Origin of the sequence: Flavobacterium pallidum (genome assembly GCF_003097535.1) — a bacterium.
In the GTDB taxonomy this organism is placed as follows: Bacteria; Bacteroidota; Bacteroidia; order Flavobacteriales; family Flavobacteriaceae; genus Flavobacterium; species Flavobacterium pallidum.
This window is the reverse complement of the sequence record NZ_CP029187.1, coordinates 61237-84987: the sequence shown is the minus strand read 5'-3', so window position 1 is coordinate 84987 and position 23751 is coordinate 61237. Positions and strand designations below refer to the sequence as shown.

Annotated in this window: 10 protein-coding genes and 2 pseudogenes; 11 read left to right on the top strand and 1 reads right to left on the bottom strand. The window is 48.5% G+C overall.

Annotated features, from left to right (window positions below; all coding sequences use genetic code 11):
• The first annotated feature begins 64 nt into the window (after positions 1-64).
• Complete coding sequence (locus HYN49_RS00180; protein ID WP_108902241.1) at positions 65-706, top strand: response regulator transcription factor; 642 nt, start codon at positions 65-67, stop codon at positions 704-706.
• Here HYN49_RS00180 and HYN49_RS00175 read toward each other — a convergent pair.
• Positions 696-3722, bottom strand: coding sequence for a sensor histidine kinase (locus HYN49_RS00175; RefSeq protein ID WP_108902240.1), 3027 nt, complete (start codon positions 3720-3722; stop codon positions 696-698). The genes HYN49_RS00180 and HYN49_RS00175 overlap by 11 nt on opposite strands.
• An 891-nt stretch (positions 3723-4613) precedes the next feature.
• Here HYN49_RS00175 and HYN49_RS00170 point away from each other — a divergent pair.
• The 10 genes and pseudogenes from HYN49_RS00170 (at position 4614) to HYN49_RS00145 (ending at position 23743) form a co-directional block, all read left to right on the top strand.
• Complete coding sequence (locus HYN49_RS00170; RefSeq protein WP_108902239.1) at positions 4614-19154, top strand: Ig-like domain-containing protein; 14541 nt, start codon at positions 4614-4616, stop codon at positions 19152-19154.
• Positions 19049-20326: an Ig-like domain-containing protein gene (locus HYN49_RS00165; protein WP_317045878.1), complete on the top strand. Its 1278-nt coding sequence runs from the start codon at positions 19049-19051 to the stop codon at positions 20324-20326. Before HYN49_RS00170 ends, HYN49_RS00165 begins: the two co-directional genes overlap by 106 nt.
• Positions 20323-21123 (top strand): Ig-like domain-containing protein, encoded by an 801-nt coding sequence (locus HYN49_RS00160; protein ID WP_108902237.1) that lies wholly within the window; start codon positions 20323-20325, stop codon positions 21121-21123. The genes HYN49_RS00165 and HYN49_RS00160 overlap by 4 nt, the downstream gene beginning before the upstream one ends.
• Positions 21044-22095: pseudogene (locus HYN49_RS15125) on the top strand (Ig-like domain-containing protein); the annotation flags it as partial. The gene HYN49_RS00160 and the pseudogene HYN49_RS15125, both read left to right, overlap by 80 nt.
• A gap of 181 nt (positions 22096-22276) precedes the next feature.
• Complete coding sequence (locus HYN49_RS15255; protein WP_181369010.1) at positions 22277-22612, top strand: Ig-like domain-containing protein; 336 nt, start codon at positions 22277-22279, stop codon at positions 22610-22612.
• Positions 22613-22777, top strand: coding sequence for an Ig-like domain-containing protein (locus HYN49_RS15115; RefSeq protein WP_181368980.1), 165 nt, complete (start codon positions 22613-22615; stop codon positions 22775-22777).
• Entirely contained in the window at positions 22717-22863 is a 147-nt protein-coding gene (locus HYN49_RS15275) for an Ig-like domain-containing protein (RefSeq protein ID WP_394336409.1), read from the top strand. Before HYN49_RS15115 ends, HYN49_RS15275 begins: the two co-directional genes overlap by 61 nt.
• A gap of 146 nt (positions 22864-23009) precedes the next feature.
• Positions 23010-23177 (top strand): annotated as a pseudogene (locus HYN49_RS15270) (Ig-like domain-containing protein); the annotation flags it as partial.
• A gap of 58 nt (positions 23178-23235) precedes the next feature.
• On the top strand, positions 23236-23364 hold the full coding sequence (locus tag HYN49_RS15105; RefSeq protein ID WP_181368979.1) for an Ig-like domain-containing protein: 129 nt from the start codon (positions 23236-23238) through the stop codon (positions 23362-23364).
• Positions 23365-23440: 76 nt separating this feature from the next.
• Complete coding sequence (locus HYN49_RS00145) at positions 23441-23743, top strand: Ig-like domain-containing protein (RefSeq protein WP_108902236.1); 303 nt, start codon at positions 23441-23443, stop codon at positions 23741-23743.
• Positions 23744-23751 lie beyond the last annotated feature (8 nt).

The following is a 23751-nucleotide window of genomic DNA, read 5'->3' as shown; positions in this document are numbered from 1 at the left end:
GTTTTTTTTAAAATTTACGAAACATTTCTGCTATATTTGGAGAATCTGTTATTCTTAAGCATTTATGCAGAACCCTTCGAACATTCTCATTGCTGACGACCACAGTGTCGTTCGGCAAGGCGCTTCAATGATTTTAAAGCAGGCATTTGAAAATGTGAATGTCGTGCATGCCGAAATTTTTTCAAAAGTGCTCGAGCACCTCCGGACACAAACCTTTCATTTTATTGTACTCGATATTGCGATACCTGAAGGCTCGGGGGTAAAAATGATTGAGCTGATACGCGCCATACAGCCGGACGTGAAAATCCTGATTTTTTCAGCTTATGAGGAAGAAATTTACGCGATGCGCTACCTCAAAGCCGGTGCCAATGGTTACCTTAATAAACTGAGTTCTGAGGATGAGTTCAAGCTTGCCTTTTTGGCAATGATCAACAATGAAGGGTATGCCAGTGACAACATCAAGGCTAAACTTGCGGAACAACATAATAAAAAACAAACCAATAACCCGATAGAGATGCTTTCAAACCGTGAGTTTGAAATTGCAAGGTTGCTGGTAAACGGCGATGGAAACCTTGAAATCGGCAACAAACTCAAATTGCAGAATAGCACTGTAAGTACCTACAAAACAAGGATTTTTGAAAAATTGTCCGTAAATAGTGTGGTAGGGCTTATCAGCGTTTTTAAAGCTTACGATCTTACGGCTTAATTTTCCTGAAACTCATCCTTATCGTAGTTCCCCTGTTTTCCTTGCTTGTGAATTCTATCGTTCCGTTGAGGATCAGCAGCGATTCTATGACGATATACAGGCCAAGTTTGGCACTCTTCTTCGATTCGTTATTTTCGTAATTTTCCATCAATGCGGTGTAATGTCTTTTGGTTTTCTCGCTCATTCCTACGCCTGTATCTTTGACCACAATTTCCAATTTTTCCGGACTGGAAACAGCGCTGATAATGATTGATCCGTTGCCGGTATATTTTACGGCATTGTCAAGGATGTTATGGATAATGATAGAAAAAAGCTGCCGGTTTGTAACCAATGCAGTATCTTTCATGATCAGGTTCCTGATGCTTGTTTTTTGTGATTGGGCGATACCCTGAAAGAGTGCAATCTTTTCCTCAACAATCCTGTACAAGCTGAATTCCTCGGTGTCCACCTCATTATTGGTATACGCTTTTGTGTATTCGAGCAGGTTGTCAATGAAGTTGTACATTTGGGTAGAAGAGGTAAAAATCGATTTAAGATTCTCTTTTAATTCTTCGGGATTGGAATTATCCGACTCATACATCATTTGGCTGGCCATGGACATAAATTTCAACGGTGTCTTGATATCATGCGTGATGTATTGCATAAGCTTTGTTGTTTTTTCTGCCTGCTCGTGCAAACTGTCTTTAGTGGCCCTCAAAGTACTGATGGTGTTTTTGAGGTCATGGGTCTGGTCATTGATGGTTTTTTCGAGAAGGATATTTCGCTTCCGGATAAATTTAAGGCGAAAATTATATCCTGCATATATCAATAAAACGATAAGGGTGATCATCAGGAACTGGAACCAGGCTGTCTGCCAGAATGCCTCTGGCACTATGATTTTTATTTTAGTATAATCATACCGGGAATCAAAACCGTTCAGCTTGCGTATGGTAAGGGTATAGGTTCCCGGACGCAGTTTTGTAAACGTAATGCTACGGTGGTCCTTTATTGCCATCCAGTCCTGGTTGTCAGGCCCCTCGAGCCTGGCTTCAAAATTCAGGTTCGACTGGTTGCCAAAATAAGGGCTGGATACCACAAAAGTAATCCTTTCAAAATTGCGATTCAGTTCAATGCTTTTGCCAGTAGTAATATTTTTTTCATCGACGATAATCTCATCTATGAATATATTTTTGTTGGGAAGGATAGGGGAAATCTTGTCAGGATTAAAAACAACTACGCCGTTCAGGGAAGGGAACAGGAAATTTCCATTGGCAAGCCTTGTGCCACACGGCTGGCAGCCACCATTAAATTCGTTGGTCAGGAAACCGAAACTTTTATCATAGTACTGGTAATAAACAGCGTGCATTTTTGAGGAAGCGTAGTCCAGTAAACTTTTCCTTTTCACCTGGAAGAGCCCTTTGTTTGTAGAGATCCAGAAAAAGCCCTTATGATCTTCCAGGATGCAATGCGAAGCATTCAGGTAGCCATTTTTGTCGGTAGGGAACCTGTAGATTTTGTTATTGCGGTAAAGAAGGAAGCCTTTTTCATAAGAGGTGAACCATAAGTTTTGATCGCTGTCAAAGTAAATGCTCCTTACTTTTATATTGCCGGAACCGGCTACTGCAATGGGTTTTCCGGAAACGCTGTCCATAAAATACAACCCGTTTTTCGTCCCCAGCCATATTTTTCCGTTTGCATCTTCGGTAATGCAGTTGATTTTGGTGTTAAGATCGGCCTGTTTTATGAATTCAGGTTTTTGGTCCGGTTTGAAATGATACAGCTTTCCAAAATTTTTCCGGCGTTTGGCAAGATCCATCCATATCGTTCCGTTTTTGGCAACATAAATAGTAGAAATGTCATCGATAAAATCCCATTCCTCCATTTTTTTAAAACCGTCTGATTTTTTGTAACGGTGAAGCAGCGAGAAGTAACTGGTCCATATATCGCCATTTTGATCTATCGCCACGTCATATTTATCGGTGTAAAATTCCAGATTTCGGATGATTTCGTTACCATCCATAAAAATGCCGGAAGAAGAAATGGCCGTGGAATCATTATAAGGATGTATCGCGTAAAATATTTCGAACAATTCAGGATGATGGTTCTTATCCGGAGTAATCGTTTTGAAGGATTTTATTTTATAAATCCCGAGGCCTTTTTTTATGCTGCCAAGATAAATGATGCCACTGCCTGAGTCAAAATAAATTGTCCAGACATTAGCCGATTTCAGGTCCTGCTTTTCGATAAGGAGTCCTTCTGAAAGTTTTCCGGAATCTGCATGAAGCTGGTACAGGTTTTCATTGCTATACAGGAAAACCTGTTCAGACACGATGTTCCAGTAGATCTGGAAATCATTTCCCGGCTTGATCTTTAGCTGGCTACTGGAAACTGTGCGCTCCGTGATAGCAGCATATTTTCCGTCAGGTGCAAGGTAAAATAGTTTTTGCCCAAGGACGAAAAAGTACTTATTGGCTTCATAATGGAATTTGATTTTGTACAGCAGGTTTTTTTTGTTGTCATAATGGGCAACGGAATCATTTGCGATAGAATAATAATCTCCGCCGGGCAGCGGAATTTTGTAAGGCCTTTTTGGTAACCCGAAAAAATAGCTTGGAATGCCTTCGCAGATTAAAAGATTGTTTTTGCCAGGATCATCAAACCATGGCGCTTTATGTTTTTTTGGATCTACCTTGAGCGCTCTTCGGTGGTTGATCAAAATTATGTCTTCCGTATTTTCTGTTGAAGTGTAAATGGAATCTTTTTTTAAGCTGCCGCGCAGGTAAGTGATCCGGTTATTCTTTATTCCGGTATTGCCGCTATCGAAAATTTTAAAATCCCTGCCGTCGTATCGTACCAGCCCATTTTCGGTTGTCATCCATATAAAACCATATTTATCGGGCGCTATGGATTTTATACTGTTCTGGGGTAATGATTCGCTGTCAGTGCTCCAACTGATCTGGCTGCCGGACTGAGGCCATACCGCCGACGCAAAAAACAACAGGATAAATAAGGTAAAAGATTTTGCCAATGATGCCATGCGGACAATTTTTTGCGAGATGCAATGTAGCTAAAAAAAATCAGTCCTGTAATGCTGGGTATTTATATGAGTGAAAAAGGCAATCCGCTTTTGGAAATGCTGATATGATTGTAAATATCTGGAAATGTTTTGAAATCAATTAACAACAAATTGTTGAAAAAATTGAAATACAAAACGTATTGCAATGTATGTTATTGGAAATAAACTTTTTATAGCATATAAACCTTTCGACTATGATGCCGAAAGACCATGAAGATGATTTTTTTTAGCGCTTTGCATTTATATTTATTCGTTGCACTTTTTAATCGATGCACCTGTTGAATTTCATTTTGATAAGGATTGATTTCATATATAGCGCGATTTTTGATTTAAATTATAAGATATTACTTATTAAATATTTTTTTGACAGAAAATTAAGATTCGTTTGTTAAAAAAGCAATTACCATAATCTATTGTTAAAATTTATTAGTTCCCTTTACTCCTCATTGGGTAGGCATTTCACCTCTTTTTTTTGTGTAAACCGCACATTCGTTGGACCTTTACGGCGTAGTAATAATTCTACAAATCAATTTTTTTAAGGTGAATTATTTTATGGACCTTTGCTTATTATTAACATTTATTTGTGGAAAAAAATAAATGTCAATGATACGAAGGCAGATTCACAAAGGTAAAATCCAAGAATGGAGCTATTTCGTATGTAAAAAAAATATTGTGGTGTTAAGTTATATTTAACTTTTCGGCCATCACTTTTTTGGTTGCATACGAACTTTATCTTTGAATCAAAATTTGTTAAAGCATTTTTAATGCAGGGAGGCTTGTCGTCTTTCTGTAATATTTTATTAAAAGTTTATTCAGTTACGTAGTTATATTTCCTTACAAAATATATTCTTTATGAAACGAGCTCTACAATTCAAAAGTGTAATTTTCTCATTAGCAACAACAGCATTTTTATTGCTTGGCGGAACTGCCAAAGCACAGGTTGTTGCAGGTGATGATACCGTGACCACATCCCAGGGGAAGCCAATTTCCTTCAATGTGCTTACGAATGATACGGGAAACATCAATCCTGCATCGATTGTCATCCTGGTTCAGCCGGCTGCCGGAACACTTCAGGTGGGTGCCAATGGGAACATCACATACCTTCCGAACGGGAACTATGTGGGTGCAGACCAATTCACCTACAGGGTTTGTGATAACACGGTACCGACACCTTTGTGCGATACGGCCGATGTGAACATTACCGTGAATCCGACTTACCAGGATCCATGTCTTGAAGCGAACAGGGCGAAGACTTTCTACATGCCTTTTCCGGAAGCCAACCTTTGGGATGCGTTCAGGAGGGCTTCGAATGATGCGGGAGATGATACACTTGTAAATGGAGTAAGGAACATTACAAGTATCAAGAGCCCATACCCTAATGTTATTATTACTTATGACCAATGGGAAGACGGCTATGAAGCTGATATTACCAATCCGGTACAATCAACCACTTTGGTTTGGGGTGACGGAAATACTGCCAATGGTGTTGCTCCTGGTTACCCAACCGATATCCTGCCGAGTGGTGCCAGTATAGTATTGGATGATTTCTTCGCTTATGGAATTGCCAACCGGGGAAATACGCCGCCGGTAACAGATATACATTATGATGGTAAGGATAAGATTTATAGTACCAATGATATTGCGGTTTCAAAAGTAACGGGCGACAACGCCCAATTTGCGCTTCAATTAGCCAAGTCCGATGTGTATGACACGACGCGTTTCGGTAACTTGTTCGTTATCGGTTTTGGTGAGGACCAGGCAGCGATTTCAAATGCTTTCCGATATACTGCGATGTTTGTTAGGGCTTCCCAGAATGGAACCATAGTAAACCTGGACTATGACGGAAACGGAACGGTTGATGCCACCCAGAATTTAAATGAAGGTGAGGTTTGGTTTTATGACGGTACCGGAGGTAACTCTGCCGGCGATACGAACGCCGTCAAACTGGCGAACGTGAACCAGGCCAATGATATTAAGGAGGGTGCCATTGTAACGTCGAACTTCCCTGTTGGTGTCGATGTGCTTTTCGGAGGGCTTGACAATTATGGAACCAGGAACATTAATATCTTCCAGTCGCTTTTCTACGGAAGTGAATATTATACCCCGGTTTCTGAAACCAGGAACGACGGTCCGCCGCGTACTGCACCGGCGATCGTTCACCTGTACAACTCGTTGGGTACCGCCATTACGGTGAATTATAATAGTATAAATACTCCGGTTACACCTATAGTGGTGCCTGCGGGAGGATCAGCTATTGTAAGCTGTACAGACATCGGTTCGGCTTATCATTTCATCAGCCAGGGAGGTGAGGCCTATACCGCCATCCAGATTATGGATGACGATACGGCCGGTTCCAATTACGATTGGGCCATCTCGCTGATCGCTGCGGAAAGGCTGACGAATTTTACCAGTATCGCCTGGGCGCCCGGTTCCCTAAACAACGCCGCAGGCACCAACTATAACCCGATTTGGGCGACGGCTGTTGCGGCCACTACCATCTATGCAAAATACGATGGTAACCTGGGCAGCGGCGTCACGCTGAGTCCGTGCGGAATTCCTTACGACGTTTCTTTGTCGGTTACGGCACTGCAACAATGGAGGTTATTCAACCCAAGCGGCAACCAGGGTGGTATGGCATTATTCACCTGTGACGGTACGCACATTGCGGCGGTATACGGGGAAGATGCAAGCGTCGCCTCGACTGGAACTCCCGCACTGGACGTTGGAACCGTGATGCAGCCTAAGTGTTTGACCAACCTGATCATCGCCAACGACGATCAGGAAGTGACCGAACCGAATACACCTATTATAGTAGGGGTGCTGTCAAACGATGCCGGTTTCCTTTGTACGCCTAATCCGTCATCGGTGGTGATATTGACACAACCTACGAATGGGACAGTACAGGTAAATGCCAACGGTACGATTACATATACTCCTAATAATGGTTATATAGGTATCGATACCTTCCGCTACCAGGTTTGTTCCAAAGAATATACAAACACCTGTGACGATGCGCTGGTAACCATAAAGATTACTACTTGTAATGCAAGGGCATCGGAAGATCTTATCGAAGGCAAGGTTTTCGTGGAACAACTTCCGGATGACACCGCTTACAACGTAGGTGAAAAATTAATCGACGGCATTCCTGTTAACCTTTATTATGATGCAAACTGTAATGGGGTGATCAACGCAGGAGATAATTTGATTCAGACAACAACTTCCGATTTATCCGGAAATTATTCGTTTAGTGTAGTTCCTGGTTTTTATGCAAGGGACGATTTTGAGCCGGCAGCAGCCAATGGTAATGATGGAACGATTAACTGGACCTCAAACTGGGTTGAGTCCGGAGCAGGAACAAATGACATTACGGCTTCACCTACAAGCATTGGTCCAGATCCTACGGCAGGTTTTTCAAATGTCCTGATTTTAAACGGTGCAAATAAAACGGCAACCAGGACAGTTACATTTACGGGTGCTACGCAGGCTACATTATCGTTCAGGTACAGAAGGTCACAATTGGAAGCAACGGAAAGTTATACCGTTGCAGTTAATGGCACCACTTTACAGACCATCAACAGGCTTGTTACAACTGATCCGGCTTATACCAGCGTTACCATTAATATCCCTCCGGCAAACTTTAATGCCAATGGTGTCAATTCGATAGCCTTCACCTCTACAAACCTTAATGATAATACCGACTTTCTTTACGTTGATGACGTACAGGTAACTTATTCGGTAAATACAACCTGTTATATAGTAAGGCAGGATGTAAGTGGAACCGGTGGAAGATTTACAAATTCCAACCTAAACAGTTATGCTGTTACCGCTACAGGATTGGGTAATTGTTATAAGAATAATTTCCTTGGGGTGATCGCGCATCTTACTGCCGTCAATGACTCCTATAATATAGTAACGGATGTACCGCAGACATTAAATGTTTTGGCAAATGATACTCCGGGTATGCCAAACACCTCTTCGGTAACTATTGTTTCGAATCCTGCAAACGGTGCTGTGACTGTTAATCCTAATGGTACAATAACCTATACACCTAACAGTGGATACAGCGGCCCTGATTCATTCCAATATAATGTATGTAGCGCTGATGATCCAACGGTGTGCTCCACTGCAACAGTGACGTTGGCGGTTGCTTGTGCTTCAATACCTAACCAAAACGTGGTGGCAGGTCTTATATACAATGATACTAATAAGAATGGTGTTCGGAATGTGGGAGAAACTGGCATCCAAAGCGTTTCGGTAAACCTTTATAATGACCCTAATAATAATGGTGTCGTTGATGGCGGTGAGACAATCAATCAGACGGTAGCCACTTCAAATACGGGTGCTTATCAATTTAACATTACACCGCCTACGACGAACGGTACTTTCCTGGATAACTTCAATACAGTAGGAAGCGCGACGGGAAGTAATGGTAGTACTGCCTGGGCAGGAAACTGGACAGAAGTTGGAGAAGCGGATGGTTTTGCTGCAGGTGACATTCAGGTCGTAGCGGCTGGCTTAAGAATCAGGAACGTTAACAAAGGGGCTTCAAGAACTGCAAATATGACAGGATTTGAAGCTGCCACACTTACATTTGCATATACTACCGCTTCACTTGAAGTGGGCGATGCCATCGTGGTATCAGCTGCGACATCGGCAGGAGGTCCTTTCACTACTTTGGTCACCTATAATAGTGCAAGTGCTTCACCAAGCACAGGATCATTTGATATTACACCTTATATTTCTGCAACTACAACAATTCGTTTCCAATGTACTTCCGGCGATAATACGGATACCGTTACATTTGATAACGTACAAATTGCATATACGGACTATACAGCTGCAAATTATAATGTAAGATTGGCCACGCCACTTCCTGCAACGTATGCACAAACTTCGACACCAATTGTTTATCCTGTATCTTTTACAGGTGCCGGGGCAGCAGCCTGTTCTAAAACTTATGGTTTGGCTGTTTCTACTGATTTGGCCGTGACCAAAAGTGTAAACAATCCAACACCTAACGTAGGTTCAAATGTTACCTTTACCATAACAGCTACAAACAATGGTCCTGGTGCCGCTACAGGTGTTGTCGTTAATGATTTGCTTCCTTCAGGTTATTCATTGGTTTCTGCTTCACCTGCAATTGGATCTTACAATACAGGTACTGGAGTCTGGACTATTGGGAATATGACAAGTGGTCAAAGCCGTGTACTGACAATCACCGGTACCGTTTTAGCAACAGGTTCTTACTCGAATACAGCTACTATAACAGGCAATGAATTAGATCAGACTGCCGGTAATAACTCTGCAAATAGTACCCCGGTACCCGTCCCTCAATCGAACAGGGGCGTAACCAAGATTGTTGATAATGGCACGCCTAACGTAGGTTCGAATGTTACCTTTACAATTACAGCAAGTAACGCAGGACCAAGCGCCTCAACGGGCGTGAATGTGAACGACCTGTTACCGACAGGTTATTCTTATGTAAGCCACGTTGCCTCAACCGGAACATATACGCCAGGAACTGGAGTATGGGCAATTGGCAACCTTGCAATGGGTGCTACTCCTACGCTGACCATTACCGCTACGGTACTTGGTACAGGAAACTACGGCAACATCGCCACGATTACAGGAAATGAAAATGACCCGACACCGGGCAACAACTCCTCGACAAGCACGCCGGTCCCTGTCCCACAAGCGAACAGAGGGGTGAACAAGGTTGTTAACAATCCTACACCGAACGTAGGATCGAACGTTACATTTACAATTACCGCAAGTAATGCCGGATTAAGCGCTTCTACCAACACTATTGTAAACGACCTTTTACCGACAGGTTATTCTTATGTAAGCCATGTCGCTTCCACGGGAACATACACACAGGGAACGGGAGTATGGAACATCGGCAATTTGGCCGTTGGTGCCACCCCGACATTGACCATCACTGCGACCGTACTGGCTACAGGCAACTACGGCAACATCGCCACTATCACAGGAACAGAGAACGACCCGACACCGGGCAACAATTCCTCGACAAGCACGCCGGTCCCTGTACCACAATCAAACAGGGGCGTGACCAAGATCGTGAACAACGGAACGCCTAACGTAGGCTCGAACGTCACCTTTACGATCACTGCAAGCAATGCCGGACCAAGCGCCTCGACGGGCGTAAACGTAAACGATTTGCTTCCGACAGGTTATTCTTATGTAAGCCACGTTGCCTCAACCGGAACATACACACAGGGAACGGGAGTATGGAACATCGGCAACTTAGCCGTTGGTGCCACCCCGACACTGACCATCACTGCGACCGTACTGGCTACAGGCAACTACGGCAACATCGCCACGATCACAGGAAATGAAAATGACCCGACACCGGGCAACAATTCCTCGACAAGCACACCGGTACCTGTACCACAATCAGACAGGGGCGTGACCAAGATCGTGAACAACGGAACGCCTAACGTAGGCTCGAACGTCACCTTTACGATCACTGCAAGCAATGCAGGACCAAGCGCCTCAACTGGTGTGAACGTAAACGATTTGCTTCCGACGGGTTATTCTTATGTAAGTCATGTCGCTTCCACAGGAACATACACACAGGGAACGGGAGTATGGAACATCGGCAACTTAGCCGTTGGTGCCACCCCGACATTGACCATCACTGCAACGGTTCTTGCCACAGGCAACTACGGCAACATCGCCACGATCACAGGAAATGAAAATGACCCGACACCGGGCAACAACTCCTCGACAAGCACACCGGTACCTGTACCACAATCAGACAGGGGCGTGACCAAGATCGTGAACAACGGAACGCCTAACGTAGGCTCGAACGTCACCTTTACGATCACTGCCAGCAATGCCGGACCAAGCGCCTCGACGGGCGTAAACGTAAACGATTTGCTTCCGACGGGTTATTCTTATGTAAGCCATGTCGCTTCCACAGGAACATACACACAAGGAACGGGAGTATGGAACATCGGCAATTTGGCCGTTGGTGCCACCCCGACATTGACTATCACTGCGACGGTTCTTGCCACGGGCAACTACGGCAACATCGCCACTATCACAGGAACAGAGAACGACCCGACACCGGGCAACAATTCCTCGACAAGCACGCCGGTCCCTGTACCACAATCAGACAGGGGCGTGACCAAGATCGTGAACAACGGAACGCCTAACGTAGGCTCGAACGTCACCTTTACGATCACTGCCAGCAATGCCGGACCAAGCGCCTCGACAGGAGTAAACGTAAACGATTTGCTTCCGACGGGTTATTCTTATGTAAGCCATGTCGCTTCCACAGGAACATACACACAAGGAACGGGAGTATGGAACATCGGCAATTTGGCCGTTGGTGCCACCCCGACATTGACTATCACTGCGACGGTTCTTGCCACGGGCAACTACGGCAACATCGCCACTATCACAGGAACAGAGAACGACCCGACACCGGGCAACAATTCCTCGACAAGCACGCCGGTCCCTGTACCACAATCAGACAGGGGCGTGACCAAGATCGTGAACAACGGAACGCCTAACGTAGGCTCGAACGTCACCTTTACGATCACTGCCAGCAATGCCGGACCAAGCGCCTCGACAGGTGTGAACGTAAACGATTTGCTTCCGACGGGTTATTCTTATGTAAGCCATGTCGCTTCCACGGGAACATACACACAGGGAACAGGAGTATGGAACATCGGCAATTTGGCCGTTGGTGCCACCCCGACATTGACCATCACTGCAACGGTTCTTGCCACGGGCAACTACGGCAACATCGCCACGATCACAGGAAATGAAAATGACCCGACACCGGGCAACAACTCCTCGACAAGCACGCCGGTCCCTGTCCCACAATCTAATAGGGGAATTACTAAAATCGTTGACAACGCCACTCCGAATGTGGGATCAAACGTAACTTTCACGATTACGGCAAATAACGCAGGTCCAAGTGCTTCAACAGGTGTGATTGTTAATGACCTTTTACCGTCAGGATATACATATGTAAGTCATGTCGCCTCGACCGGAACATATACGCAAGGGACGGGAGTATGGAACATCGGCAATTTGGCCGTTGGTGCCACCCCGACATTGACCATCACTGCAACGGTTCTTGCCACGGGCAACTACGGCAACATCGCCACGATCACAGGAAATGAAAATGACCCGACACCGGGCAACAACTCCTCGACAAGCACACCGGTCCCTGTCCCACAATCAGACAGGGGCGTAACCAAGATCGTGAACAACGGAACGCCTAACGTAGGCTCGAACGTCACCTTTACGATCACTGCAAGTAATGCAGGACCAAGCGCCTCAACTGGTGTGAACGTAAACGATTTGCTTCCGACGGGTTATTCTTATGTAAGCCATGTCGCTTCCACAGGAACATACACACAGGGAACGGGAGTATGGAACATCGGCAACTTAGCCGTTGGTGCCACCCCGACACTGACCATCACTGCGACCGTACTGGCTACAGGCAACTACGGCAACATCGCCACGATCACAGGAAATGAAAATGACCCGACACCGGGCAACAATTCCTCGACAAGCACACCGGTCCCTGTCCCACAATCAGACAGGGGTGTGACCAAGATCGTGAACAACGGAACGCCTAACGTAGGCTCGAACGTCACCTTTACGATCACTGCAAGCAATGCAGGACCAAGCGCCTCAACTGGTGTGAACGTAAACGATTTGCTTCCGACGGGTTATTCTTATGTAAGCCATGTCGCTTCCACGGGAACATACACACAGGGAACGGGAGTATGGAACATCGGCAACTTAGCCGTTGGTGCCACCCCGACACTGACCATCACTGCGACCGTACTGGCTACAGGCAACTACGGCAACATCGCCACGATCACAGGAACAGAGAACGACCCGACACCGGGCAACAATTCCTCGACAAGCACGCCGGTCCCTGTACCACAATCAGACAGGGGCGTAACCAAGATCGTGAACAACGGAACGCCTAACGTAGGCTCGAACGTCACCTTTACAATCACTGCCAGCAATGCCGGACCAAGCGCCTCGACAGGAGTAAACGTAAACGATTTGCTTCCGACGGGTTATTCTTATGTAAGCCATGTCGCTTCCACAGGAACATACACACAAGGAACAGGAGTATGGAACATCGGCAATTTGGCCGTTGGTGCCACCCCGACATTGACCATCACTGCAACGGTTCTTGCCACAGGCAACTACGGCAACATCGCCACGATCACAGGAAATGAAAATGACTCGACACCGGGCAACAACTCCTCGACAAGCACGCCGGTCCCTGTCCCACAATCTAATAGGGGAATTACTAAAATCGTTGACAACGCCACTCCGAATGTGGGATCAAACGTAACTTTCACGATTACGGCAAATAACGCAGGTCCAAGTGCTTCAACAGGTGTGATTGTTAATGACCTTTTACCGTCAGGATATACATATGTAAGTCATGTCGCCTCGACCGGAACATATACGCAAGGGACGGGAGTTTGGAACATAGGTAATCTTGCTGTAGGAGCTACTCCAACTTTGCAAATTACAGCCACGGTTAACGCAACCGGTTCATTCGTTAATAGTGCTACGATTACAGGAACGGAAAATGATCCTACCCCTGGTAACAATTCCTCATCAAGTGCGCCGACGCCTGTACCACAATCTAACAGAAGTGTAGTTAAAACAGTTGACAATCCTACACCAAACGTAGGTTCAAATGTTACCTTTACAATCTTGGCAAGCAATGCCGGTCCAAGCGCTTCCACAAACACTGTAGTGAATGATATCCTTCCTGCAGGTTATACTTATGTAAGCTCGAACCCATCGGTTGGTACCTATAATAATGGAACGGGAGTTTGGAATATCGGTACATTGGCAAATGCCGCAAGTGCTACCTTGACTATTACCGCTACCGTAAATGCTGCTGGTCCTTACCTGAATACGGCCTCGATTACAGGAACTGAGAATGATCCGACTCCGGGTAACAACTCGGAAGGGGAGGACACTACACCGGTTGCTCAATCCAACAGAAGCGTAGTGAAGACTGTTGACAATCCTACACCAAACGTAGGTTCAAATGTTACCTTTACAATCTTGGCAAGCAATGCCGGTCCAAGCGCTTCCACAAACACTGTAGTGAATGATATCCTTCCTGCAGGTTATACTTATGTAAGCTCGAACCCATCGGTTGGTACCTATAATAATGGGACGGGAGTTTGGAATATCGGTACATTGGCAAATGCCGCAAGTGCTACCTTGACTATTACCGCTACCGTAAATGCTGCTGGTCCTTACCTGAATACGGCTTCGATTACAGGAACTGAGAATGATCCGACTCCGGGTAACAACTCGGAAGGGGAGGACACTACACCGGTTGCTCAATCCAACAGAAGCGTAGTGAAGACTGTTGATAACCCTACACCAAACGTAGGTTCAAATGTTACCTTTACAATCTTGGCAAGCAATGCCGGTCCAAGCGCTTCCACAAACACTGTAGTGAATGATATCCTTCCTGCAGGTTATACTTATGTAAGCTCGAACCCATCGGTTGGTACCTATAATAATGGAACGGGAGTTTGGAATATCGGTACATTGGCAAATGCCGCAAGTGCTACCTTGACTATTACCGCTACCGTAAATGCTGCTGGTCCTTACCTGAATACGGCCTCGATTACAGGAACTGAGAATGATCCGACTCCGGGTAACAACTCGGAAGGGGAGAATACTACACCAGTTCCCCAATCGGATAGGGCAGTTGTTAAAAATGTGAGCAATCCAGCTCCACAGGTGGGTAACACGATTACATTTACACTTACTGCGACAAATAACGGGCCAAGTGCCTCCACAAATACATCTGTTACAGATTTACTTCCTTCAGGTTATACTTATGTAAGTTCGAACCCTTCTATTGGAACTTACGATAATGGAACCGGAATCTGGAATATCGGTACGCTTGCCAATGGTGCCAATGCGACTCTCGATATAGTTGTTACTGTAAATGCTACTGGCTCCTATGCGAATAGCGCGTCGATTACTGGTACAGAAAACGATCCTACGCCAGGTAATAATGCTTCGATAAATACGCCGACTATTACAAATACTCCTCCGGTAGCTGTTGATGATTCTAACAATACTCCGGAAGATACTACATTGACAGTTGCCAATGGATCTCCTAATGATTTATTGCAAAATGATTCTGATATTGATCTGAATCCATTAGTGATCACGCAATTTGTCGTTAATGCCATCACTTATCCTGCGGGATCAACTGCTAATTTGACTGAAGGTGATTTGACAATTAATGCTGATGGTAGCTATACATTTGTTCCGGCGCCTAATTTTAACGGGGCTGTTCCGGTAGCAACTTATACTATTTCTGATGGTACCGATACCGATACTGCTAATTTGACTATTACAGTTAATTCCGTTAATGATCTTCCGCTTGCAGCCAACGATACGGCTAACGTTACAGAAGACCAATCGGTGAACATCCCGGTGCTTGCTAATGATACTTTTGGAGGAGACGGCCCATCAATCGGAGCGATCGTGATTGCCACGCCTGCTGCGAACGGAACGGCTACCGTGAACAACAACGGTACACCGAACGACCCGACAGACGATACGATCGACTATACCCCGAATGCGGACTTCAACGGATCGGACTCGTTCACCTATACCATCACCGATTCAAACGGTGATACGTCAACCGCTACGGTGAACGTGACCATCGCCCCTGATGCGCCTGGCACTGACGTGCCTGTAGCTGCAAATGATACGGCGAACGTTACAGAGGACCAATCGGTGAATATCGCTGTACTTGCAAATGATACGTTCGGCCCTGACGGACCATCAACCGGAGCGATCGTGATTGCCACGCCGGCTGCGAACGGAACCGCTACCGTGAACAACAACGGAACGCCGAACGACCCGACAGACGATACGATCGACTATACCCCGAATGCTAACTTCAACGGATCGGACTCGTTCACATACACCATCACCGATTCAAACGGTGATACGTCAACCGCTACGGTGAACGTGACCATCGCCCCTGATGCCCCTGGCACTGACGTGCCTGTAGCTGCAAATGATACGGCGAACGTTACAGAGGACCAATCGGTGAATATCCCTGTACTTGCCAATGATACCTTCGGACCTGACGGACCATCAACCGGAGCGATCGTGATTGCCACGCCAGCTGCGAACGGAACCGCGACCGTAAACAACAACGGAACGCCGAACGACCCGACAGACGATACGATCGACTATACCCCGAACGCGAACTTCAACGGATCGGACTCGTTCACATACACCATCACCGATTCAAACGGTGATACATCTACAGCTACGGTGAATGTGACGATCGCCCCTGATGCCCCTGGTACTGACGTGCCTGTAGCTGCAAACGATACGGCGAACGTTACAGAGGACCAATCGGTGAATATCCCGGTACTTGCAAACGATACGTTCGGCCCTGACGGCCCATCAGCATTTGCCATTGCAATTGCTACGCCAGCCGCGAACGGAACGGCGACCGTAAACAACAACGGTACACCGAACGATCCGACAGACGATACGATCGACTATACCCCGAATGCTAACTTCAACGGATCGGATTCGTTCACCTACACCATCACCGATTCAAACGGCGATACTTCGACCGCTACGGTAAGCGTGACGATCGCCCCTGATGCCCCTGGTACTGACGTGCCTGTAGCTGCAAACGATACGGCGAACGTTACAGAGGACCAATCGGTGAACATCCCGGTACTTGCCAATGATACCTTCGGACCTGACGGCCCATCAACCGGAGCGATCGTGATTGCCACGCCTGCTGCAAACGGAACGGCTACCGTGAACAACAACGGTACACCGAACGACCCGACAGACGATACGATCGACTATACCCCGAATGCGGACTTCAACGGATCAGACTCGTTCACCTATACCATCACCGATTCAAACGGCGATACTTCGACCGCTACGGTGAACGTGACGATCGCCCCTGATGCGCCTGGTACTGACGTGCCTGTAGCTGCCAACGATACGGCGAACGTAACGGAAGACCAATCGGTAAACATCCCTGTACTAGCCAACGATACGTTCGGCCCTGACGGCCCATCAACCGGAGCGATCGTGATTGCCACGCCAGCCACTAATGGAACCGCTACCGTAAACAACAACGGAACACCGAACGACCCGACAGACGACACGATCGACTATACCCCGAATGCTAACTTCAACGGATCGGACTCGTTCACATACACCATCACCGACTCAAACGGTGATACTTCGACCGCTACGGTGAACGTTACCATCGCCCCTGATGCGCCTGGTACTGACGTGCCGGTAGCAGCCAACGATACGGCGAACGTTACAGAAGACCTGTCGGTGAATATCCCGGTACTTGCAAACGATACGTTCGGCCCTGACGGACCATCAGCATTTGCCATTGCAATTGCCACGCCAGCCACTAATGGAACCGCTACCGTAAACAACAACGGAACGCCGAACGACCCGACAGACGACACGATCGACTATACCCCGAATGCTAACTTCAACGGATCGGACTCGTTCACATACACCATCACCGACTCAAACGGTGATACTTCGACCGCTACGGTGAACGTTACCATCGCCCCTGATGCGCCTGGTACTGACGTGCCTGTAGCTGCAAACGATACGGCGAACGTTACAGAGGACCAATCGGTGAACATCCCGGTACTTGCAAACGATACGTTCGGCCCTGACGGCCCATCAGCATTTGCCATTGCAATTGCTACGCCAGCCGCGAACGGAACGGCTACCGTGAACAACAACGGTACACCGAACGACCCGACAGACGATACGATCGACTATACCCCGAATGCTAACTTCAACGGATCGGACTCGTTCACCTATACCATCACCGATTCAAACGGCGATACTTCGACCGCTACGGTGAACGTGACCATCGCCCCTGATGCGCCTGGCACTGACGTGCCTGTAGCTTCAAATGATACGGCGAACGTAACAGAAGACCAATCGGTGAACATCCCGGTACTTGCCAATGATACCTTCGGACCTGACGGCCCATCGATCGGAGCCATTACCATTGCTACACCTGCCACTAATGGTACCGCTACCGTAAACAACAACGGAACGCCGAACGACCCGACCGACGATACGATCGACTATACCCCGAATGCGGACTTCAACGGATCGGACTCGTTCACATACACGATCACCGATTCAAACGGTGATACGTCAACTGCGACAGTGAACGTGACCATCGCCCCTGATGCGCCTGGCACTGACGTGCCTGTAGCTTCAAATGATACGGCGAACGTTACAGAGGACCAATCGGTGAACATCCCGGTACTAGCCAACGATACGTTCGGACCTGACGGACCATCAACCGGAGCGATCGTGATTGCCACGCCAGCCACTAATGGAACCGCTACCGTAAACAACAACGGAACGCCGAACGACCCGACCGACGATACGATCGACTATACCCCGAATGCTAACTTCAACGGATCGGATTCGTTCACCTATACCATCACCGATTCAAACGGTGATACGTCAACTGCGACAGTGAACGTGACCATCGCCCCTGATGCGCCTGGCACTGACGTGCCTGTAGCTTCAAATGATACGGCGAACGTTACAGAAGACCAATCGGTGAACATCCCGGTACTTGCAAACGATACGTTCGGACCTGACGGCCCATCGATCGGAGCCATTACCATTGCTACACCTGCCACTAATGGTACCGCTACCGTAAACAACAACGGAACGCCGAACGACCCGACCGACGATACGATCGACTATACCCCGAATGCGGACTTCAACGGATCGGACTCGTTCACATACACCATCACCGACTCAAACGGTGATACTTCGACCGCTACGGTGAACGTGACCATCGCCCCTGATGCGCCTGGCACTGACGTGCCTGTAGCTTCAAATGATACGGCGAACGTTACAGAGGACCAATCGGTGAACATCGCTGTACTTGCAAACGATACGTTCGGACCTGACGGACCATCAACCGGAGCGATCGTGATTGCCACGCCAGCCACTAATGGTACCGCTACCGTAAACAACAACGGTACACCGAACGACCCGACCGACGATACGATCGACTATACCCCGAATGCTAACTTCAACGGATCGGACTCGTTCACCTACACCATCACCGATTCAAACGGCGATACGTCAACCGCTACGGTGAACGTTACCATCGCCCCTGATGCCCCTGGCACTGACGTGCCTGTAGCTGCCAACGATACGGCGAACGTAACGGAAGACCAATCGGTAAACATCCCGGTACTTGCAACGATACGTTCGGCCCTGACGGACCATCAGCATTTGCCATTGCAATTGCCACGCCAGCCACTAATGGAACCGCTACCGTAAACAACAACGGAACACCGAACGACCCGACAGACGACACGATCGACTATACCCCGAATGCTAACTTCAACGGATCGGACTCGTTCACATACACCATCACCGACTCAAACGGTGATACTTCGACCGCTACGGTGAACGTTACCATCGCCCCTGATGCGCCTGGTACTGACGTGCCTGTAGCTGCAAACGATACGGCGAACGTTACAGAGGACCAATCGGTGAACATCCCGGTACTTGCAAACGATACGTTCGGCCCTGACGGCCCATCAACCGGAGCGATCGTGATTGCTACGCCGGCTGCGAACGGAACGGCTACCGTGAACAATAACGGAACACCGAACGACCCGACAGACGATACGATCGACTATACCCCGAATGCTAACTTCAACGGATCGGACTCGTTCACCTATACCATCACCGATTCAAACGGCGATACGTCAACTGCGACAGTGAACGTGACCATCGCCCCTGATGCGCCTGGTACTGACGTGCCGGTAGCCTCAAATGATACGGCGAACGTTACAGAAGACCAATCGGTGAACATCGCTGTACTTGCAAACGATACGTTCGGACCTGACGGACCATCAGCATTTGCCATTGCAATTGCTACGCCAGCCGCGAACGGAACGGCTACCGTAAACAACAACGGTACACCGAACGACCCGACCGACGATACGATCGACTATACCCCGAATGCTAACTTCAACGGATCGGACTCGTTCACATACACCATCACCGATTCAAACGGTGATACGTCAACCGCTACGGTGAACGTGACCATCGCCCCTGATGCCCCTGGTACTGACGTGCCTGTAGCTTCAAATGATACGGCGAACGTTACAGAGGACCAATCGGTGAACATCCCTGTACTTGCCAATGATACCTTCGGACCTGACGGACCATCAACCGGGGCAATCGTGATTGCCACGCCTGCTGCAAACGGAACGGCTACCGTAAACAACAACGGAACACCGAACGACCCGACCGACGATACGATCGACTATACCCCGAATGCGGACTTCAACGGATCGGACTCGTTCACATACACGATCACCGATTCAAACGGCGATACTTCGACCGCTACGGTGAACGTGACCATCGCCCCTGATGCGCCTGGCACTGACGTGCCTGTAGCTTCAATGATACGGCGAACGTTACAGAGGACCAATCGGTGAATATCCCGGTACTTGCAAACGATACGTTCGGCCCTGACGGACCATCAGCATTTGCCATTGCAATTGCCACGCCAGCCACTAATGGAACCGCTACCGTAAACAACAACGGAACGCCGAACGACCCGACAGACGACACGATCGACTATACCCCGAATGCTAACTTCAACGGATCGGACTCGTTCACATACACCATCACCGATTCAAACGGTGATACGTCAACTGCGACAGTGAACGTGACCATCGCCCCTGATGCGCCTGGCACTGACGTGCCTGTAGCTTCAAATGATACGGCGAACGTTACAGAGGACCAATCGGTGAACATCCCGGTACTTGCAAACGATACGTTCGGACCTGACGGCCCATCGATCGGAGCCATTACCATTGCTACACCTGCCACTAATGGTACCGCTACCGTAAACAACAACGGAACGCCGAACGACCCGACAGACGATACGATCGACTATACCCCGAATGCTAACTTCAACGGATCGGACTCGTTCACCTATACCATCACCGACTCAAACGGCGATACTTCGACCGCTACGGTGAACGTGACCATCGCCCCTGATGCCCCTGGCACTGACGTGCCTGTAGCTTCAAATGATACGGCGAACGTAACAGAAGACCAATCGGTGAACATCCCGGTACTTGCCAATGATACCTTCGGACCTGACGGCCCATCGATCGGAGCCATTACCATTGCTACACCTGCCACTAATGGTACCGGCTACCGTAAACAACAACGGAACGCCGAACGACCCGACCGACGATACGATCGACTATACCCCGAATGCTAACTTCAACGGATCGGACTCGTTCACATACACCATCACCGATTCAAACGGTGATACGTCAACTGCGACAGTGAACGTGACCATCGCCCCTGATGCGCCTGGCACTGACGTGCCTGTAGCTTCAAATGATACGGCGAACGTTACAGAGGACCAGTCGGTGAATATCCCGGTACTAGCCAACGATACGTTCGGACCTGACGGACCATCAACCGGAGCGATCGTGATTGCCACGCCTGCTGCGAACGGAACGGCTACCGTGAACAACAACGGAACACCGAACGATCCGACCGACGATACGATCGACTATACCCCGAATGCGGACTTCAACGGATCAGACTCGTTCACCTATACCATCACCGATTCAAACGGTGATACTTCGACCGCTACGGTAAGCGTGACCATCGCCCCTGATGCGCCTGGCACTGACGTGCCTGTAGCCTCAAATGATACGGCGAACGTTACAGAGGACCAATCGGTGAACATCCCGGTACTAGCCAACGATACGTTCGGACCTGACGGCCCATCAACCGGAGCGATCGTGATTGCCACGCCGGCTGCGAACGGAACCGCGACCGTAAACAACAACGGAACGCCGAACGATCCGACCGACGATACGATCGACTATACCCCGAATGCTAATTTCAACGGATCGGATTCGTTCACATACACCATCACCGATTCAAACGGTGATACGTCAACTGCGACAGTGAATGTGACGATCGCCCCTGATGCCCCTGGTACTGACGTGCCTGTAGCCTCAAATGATACGGCTAACGTAACAGAGGACCAATCGGTGAATATCCCGGTACTTGCAAACGATACGTTCGGCCCTGACGGACCATCAACCGGAGCGATCGTGATTGCCACGCCTGCTGCGAATGGAACAGCCACAGTGAACAACAACGGTACACCGAACGACCCGACCGACGATACGATCGACTATACCCCGAATGCGACTTCAACGGATCGGACTCGTTCACATACATCATCACCGATTCAAACGGTGATACTTCGACCGCTACGGTGAACGTGACCATCGCCCCTGATGCCCCTGGCACTGACGTGCCTGTAGCCTCAAATGATACGGCGAACGTAACAGAGGACCAATCGGTGAACATCCCTGTACTGCCAACGATACGTTCGGACCTGACGGACCATCAGCATTTGCCATTGCATCGCTACGCCAGCTGCGAACGGAACGGCTACCGTAAACAACAACGGAACGCCGAACGACCCGACAGACGATACGATCGACTATACCCCGAATGCGGACTTCAACGGATCAGATTCGTTCACCTATACCATCACCGATTCAAACGGCGATACGTCAACCGCTACGGTGAACGTGACCATCGCCCCTGATGCGCCTGGCACTGACGTGCCTGTAGCTTCAAATGATACGGCGAACGTTACAGAGGACCAATCGGTGAATATCCCGGTACTTGCCAATGATACCTTCGGACCTGACGGACCATCAACCGGGCAATCGTGATTGCACGCCGCTGCGAACGGAACGGCTACCGTAAACAACAACGGTACACCGAACGACCCGACCGACGATACGATCGACTATACCCCGAATGCTAACTTCAACGGATCGGATCGTTCACCTATACCATCACCGATTCAAACGGCGATACGTCAACCGCTACGGTGAACGTGACGATCGCCCCTGATGCGCCTGGCACTGACGTGCCTGTAGCTCAAATGATACGGCGAACGTTACAGAAGACCTGTCGGTGAATATCCCGGTACTAGCCAATGATACGTTCGGCCCTGACGGACCATCAACCGGGCAATCGTGATTGCTACGCCTGCTGCTAACGGAACGGCTACCGTAAACAACAACGGTACACCGAACGACCCGACGACGATACGATCGACTATACCCCGAATGCGACTTCAACGGATCGGACTCGTTCACATACACCATCACCGATTCAAACGGCGATACGTCAACCGCTACGGTGAACGTTACGATCGCCCCTGATGCGCCTGGTACTGACGTGCCTGTAGCTCAAATGATACGGCGAACGTTACAGAGGACCAATCGGTGAATATCGCTGTACTTGCAAACGATACCTTCGGACCTGACGGACCATCAACCGAGCGATCGTGATTGCCACGCCAGCTGCGAACGGAACGGCTACCGTGAACAACAACGGTACACCGAACGACCCGACAGACGATACGATCGACTATACCCCGAATGCTAACTTCAACGGATCGGACTCGTTCACATAACCATCACCGATTCAAACGGCGATACTTCGACCGCTACGGTGAACGTGACCATCGCCCCTGATGCGCCTGGACTGACGTGCCTGTAGCTTCAAATGATACGGCGAACGTTACAGAGACCATCGGTGAAATCCCGGTACTAGCCAATGATACGTTCGGCCTGACGGACCATCAACCGGGCATCGTGATTGCACGCCTGCTGCAACGGAACGGCTACCGTAAACAACAACGGAACACCGAACGACCCGACCGACGATACGATCGACTATACCCCGAATGCGACTTCAACGGATCGGACTCGTTCACATACACCATCACCGATTCAAACGGCGATACTCACCGCTACGGTGAACGTTACATCGCCCCTGATGCCCTGGACTGACGTGCCTG

Bases quoted from the DNA above. Each gene is read 5' to 3' on its own strand.
- HYN49_RS00175 (WP_108902240.1), bottom strand. From the start codon at position 3,722: ATGGCATCATTGGCAAAATCTTTTACCTTATTTATCCTGTTGTTTTTT.
- HYN49_RS00180 (WP_108902241.1), top strand. From the start codon at position 65: ATGCAGAACCCTTCGAACATTCTCATTGCTGACGACCACAGTGTCGTT.
- HYN49_RS00170 (WP_108902239.1), top strand. From the start codon at position 4,614: ATGAAACGAGCTCTACAATTCAAAAGTGTAATTTTCTCATTAGCAACA.